This window comes from Streptomyces nogalater (assembly GCF_039532885.1).
GTDB lineage: Bacteria > Actinomycetota > Actinomycetes > Streptomycetales > Streptomycetaceae > Streptomyces > Streptomyces nogalater.
This window is the reverse complement of the sequence record NZ_BAAASM010000082.1, coordinates 1-3,526: the sequence shown is the minus strand read 5'-3', so window position 1 is coordinate 3,526 and position 3,526 is coordinate 1. Positions and strand designations below refer to the sequence as shown.

The following is a 3,526-nucleotide window of genomic DNA, read 5'->3' as shown; positions in this document are numbered from 1 at the left end:
GGGTGGAACGATCACCTTCCAGGAGGAAGGCGTGCAGGTCTTCGGCGCTGACCTCGCGTAGCGGGCTGGGGTCGCTGTTCCACCATTGCAGCGGGGTGAGGTCGCCGTAACCGGCCATCGTGTGTTCGGCGTTGCGGGCCTGAACCCACTGCGCGAAGAGCTCGACGAAGCCTTCAAAGGTCAGGGCCGGGTCCTTCTCCCCCGAACGGCGGCGGGAGCCGAGTTTCTGGGCGTGGGTGTAGCGGGGCAGGGTGGAGAAGAACATGCTGGTGGCGGCTCGGTTGAGGTTTTCGATGCTGCCTTTGAGGTGGGGGGTGTAGGGGGGAAGGACGTCGACCTGGACGGCGAAGGCGCCCAGCGCGTCTTGGACGGCGCGGGAGAGGAAGTCCTTGCCCCGGTCGATACGGATCCGGGCAGGCAGACCTCCTGCCGGGCCATAGGTGCCGCCGCGCAGGATGCAGGATCTGAGAGCGGCCAGGATGGATCCGCGGTGCGGGAAGTGCGGGGTGACAGCCCAGCCCATGATCATGCCCGTGTGGCAGTCGCAGAACCAGGTCACCCACGGTTTGACCAGCCGCCCGTCGGCCCACACCGAGACGGGGGCCTGCTTGTGATCGCCTTCCCATTCCTCGTTGCGGGAGGTGGGCGGCCGGCGCAGGTGCGGGTCGTGGCCGCGGGAGGCGGGCATGCCGCTCTTCAGACCGGCCCGGTCACCGGGTGTCAGGTCGCGTTTGACGGCGCGGTGCAGTGTGGACAGACTCACCGGGGTGGCGCCGGCCTTCTCGGCGTCCTGGACGAGTTCTCTGTGGACGGCCTTGACGTTGCCGCGGTGATAGGCGAGCAGCGTGCGGATGTCGTCGGTGATCTCGAAGCGGCCCCGGCTGCGTCGCAGGGGTTCACCGAGCCGGGCGCGGGCCAGGTTGCGCCACACGGTTCTGACGTGGACGCCGAGGGTGTGGGCAGACAGTTCGACGTGGGCGGTGGTCAGCTCCCCGCGCTGCGACAACTCCAACAGGGCACGGACGGCCGGGCCCATGAGTTCGCGGCGTGCTCGTTGCCGTCGGGCCAGGTCATCGTCGGTGAGGACCTCAAGGTCCGGGGACTCCATGGAGGCGTTCCTTCGGTGCGGGTCGATCAACGGTTCTGGGTCCCGTGCCGTGGTGGGCGACGGGGTCAGGCCCAGAAGCCGAGGTGGGTGACGTGCTCGTACATGCGCCAGTCGGAGTCGAGGTCGGTGATGACGTCGTGCCACCGGTGGGTCAGCGCGTGCAGGTCGCTGCGCGACCAGGCCGTGACGATGGGGTCCCAGCGGTAGATGTTCTTGTGCCGCCAGCGGGCGGTGCGCCGGTGCTTGTCGTCGACCTTGCTCTGGTCGACGGGGTAGATCTCGACCCGGGTCCCGCCCCCGGCGTTGAGCCGGCGCGTCATGGTGGGCGCCATGTTGCGGCGGCGCAGCAGGCGGAAGGCGTTCTCCAGGCGCTGCTGCTGCTCGAGCCGTGGGTGGCGTTCCTCGGCGAGCCAGGCAGTGATCATCCGCCGGTCCATGCGGATGCCGCAGTCCTGCATGAAGGTGTAGCCGGTGCGGGAGCGGGTGAGGTAGAGCAGGTTACGTCTCAGCCGTTCTGACGGCGTCATGTAGGGGTCGGTGACCTGGGCGATCTCGTCGAGAGTGGTACTGAGGGCTACAGCCGCGGGCACGCCCTGGGCGCCTAATCGTCCGAATCCCATACGAGTTTTCTCCGAGGGCTCACGTGATCATGGGGTGGTGCGCTGCAGGCTTTGAAGGGGCGCCCTCTCGGTTGGAGAGGGCGCCACATCGCTGCGCCCTGCACGCTGCTGGGCCTCCAACGTCACGGTGGTTTTGGTGAGTTGGCCGGCTGGGAGCCATGGGCTCCGATGCACGGCACCCTAGGAGAGCGGGTATGCGACGGAACGAGTTCAGGTCGACTTCGAGGCGCGACATATTTGGGGCATTTCGCGGTTCCAGAAACCACCGTCGGCGGCCGGTCTGCCCGGTGCCGAACCGGACGGGGTAAGGCATCGATTGGCGATCGGGCAGGCAGCGCGGGCCGCGAGGCGACGCATGCGTTCAGCCAGCGCTAATCTCGCTGCCGACGCCGAATAAGCGAATACGCAGGCCACCCCTCATGGCGCAGGATCCACTCTTAGCCACGAAGGAGTAAGCGAGGTCTCAACCTCCACCCTCAGCTACCCGCGAGTAACGACTCGCGGCGCCCTGACTTCGGCATGCGCACGCCATACCTGGTAAGTGCGTCGACGCAGGACAACAAGAACACTAGCGTTCGGGTCTGACAGTCAATTGCCGGATTCCCTGCACAACTCGCGCTGACCCCCGTGGAATTGACTCAATCTCTGCGCTTTCAGCATGCCGTTGAACGCTCAGTCCGTCCAGTTACTGCTGGTCAGGCGGACTCGACTTGTGGACGACGGAGCCAGGGCATGGCTTGATGACCCTTCAGACGGACTTCGCAGGAAGGTTTCGGCGCATAGGCCTTGTCAGCGCCGTCCTCCAAGATGTCCCCATGAGTCTCACCTCCCATCTCAAGGACCCCCGCTCCCCCATCTCGCGCTTTCTGGCGGAACACCTCCCCGACACGAAGGCCGTCCTGGCCGATTACCGCACACGCTTAGCCCGTTTCCCTGCCCCGCTGCGGCCGCAAGTGGAAACTGGGCTGAAGCCCGAGTACCGGATGCTCGGCCACACCATCGATCACCGCCTGCGGATCTCCCTGGGAGCGCCGACCGGCGCCCCCATCAAGGAGGGCATCGTCCGGGCCGTCATCGACGACGACGGCTGGCCCAGCCAAGAGGTGATCCGCGCCGTGCAGAAGGCCGGCGACACCATGCTGGAAGAGCTGGCCGGCTACCACAACGATGCAGGGCAGCCTCTGTGCCTTGCATCAGCGGACGAGGACCGGCTCATCCGGCTGTGCCATGTCGCCTCCAGCTTCGAGGCGATCTTCCGTCACTGCGGCTGGCTGCGCGGGAACACGCTCGGTCTCTGTGCTGCCGATGCCACCCTGGACGACCTGGTCGATGCTGTGCCGGACTACGTCGTCGGTGACATCCGCCAGCAGATGCAACTCGCCGCAGACCACGGCCCGTTCGAGAACATGCGGCTCCTGCCTGCCAGCGCCCGGGTCTGCGGTCCCGTCTTCGACGGCAGCCTGCAGGTCGGTGGCGCGGACGCCGACTTCATCCTCGATGGCGCACTCATCGACTGCAAAGCCACCATCCGCCCGGAACGCATCAGCCGCGCTGAGATCTACCAGCTGGCCGGATACCTGCTGCTCGACTACAGCGACACACATGCCATTTCTACCGTCGCGCTCTACCTCTCACGCCAGGGCGCGCTCATCGACTGGAGCGTCGAGGACTTCCTCAACCTGCTCGGTGGGCGGCACGAGCTGCCGGCCCTGCGGGACGCGTGCCGTCACACGCTGACCGACGGCAGGCACGGCAACCCGCTGCCTCCCCTGGATCCTTCCCGTCCACTTCCCCGGCC

At 66.8% G+C, this 3,526-nt stretch carries 3 protein-coding genes; 1 reads left to right on the top strand and 2 read right to left on the bottom strand.

The window, feature by feature from the left end:
• Both ABD350_RS37475 and ABD350_RS37470 read right to left on the bottom strand, forming a co-directional pair.
• On the bottom strand, window positions 1–1,108 hold a 1,108-nt coding region (locus ABD350_RS37475), incomplete at its 3' end, for a DDE-type integrase/transposase/recombinase (protein WP_344353882.1).
• A gap of 65 nt (window positions 1,109–1,173) precedes the next feature.
• Window positions 1,174–1,698 carry a transcriptional regulator gene (locus ABD350_RS37470; RefSeq protein WP_344353880.1) on the bottom strand — a complete coding sequence of 175 codons (525 nt, stop codon included), beginning with the start codon at window positions 1,696–1,698 and terminating at the stop codon, window positions 1,174–1,176.
• An 845-nt stretch (window positions 1,699–2,543) separates the two neighbouring features.
• Between ABD350_RS37470 and ABD350_RS37465 the strand changes: the two genes are divergently transcribed.
• The coding region (locus ABD350_RS37465; RefSeq protein WP_344353878.1) for a hypothetical protein at window positions 2,544–3,526 on the top strand (983 nt) is incomplete at its 3' end.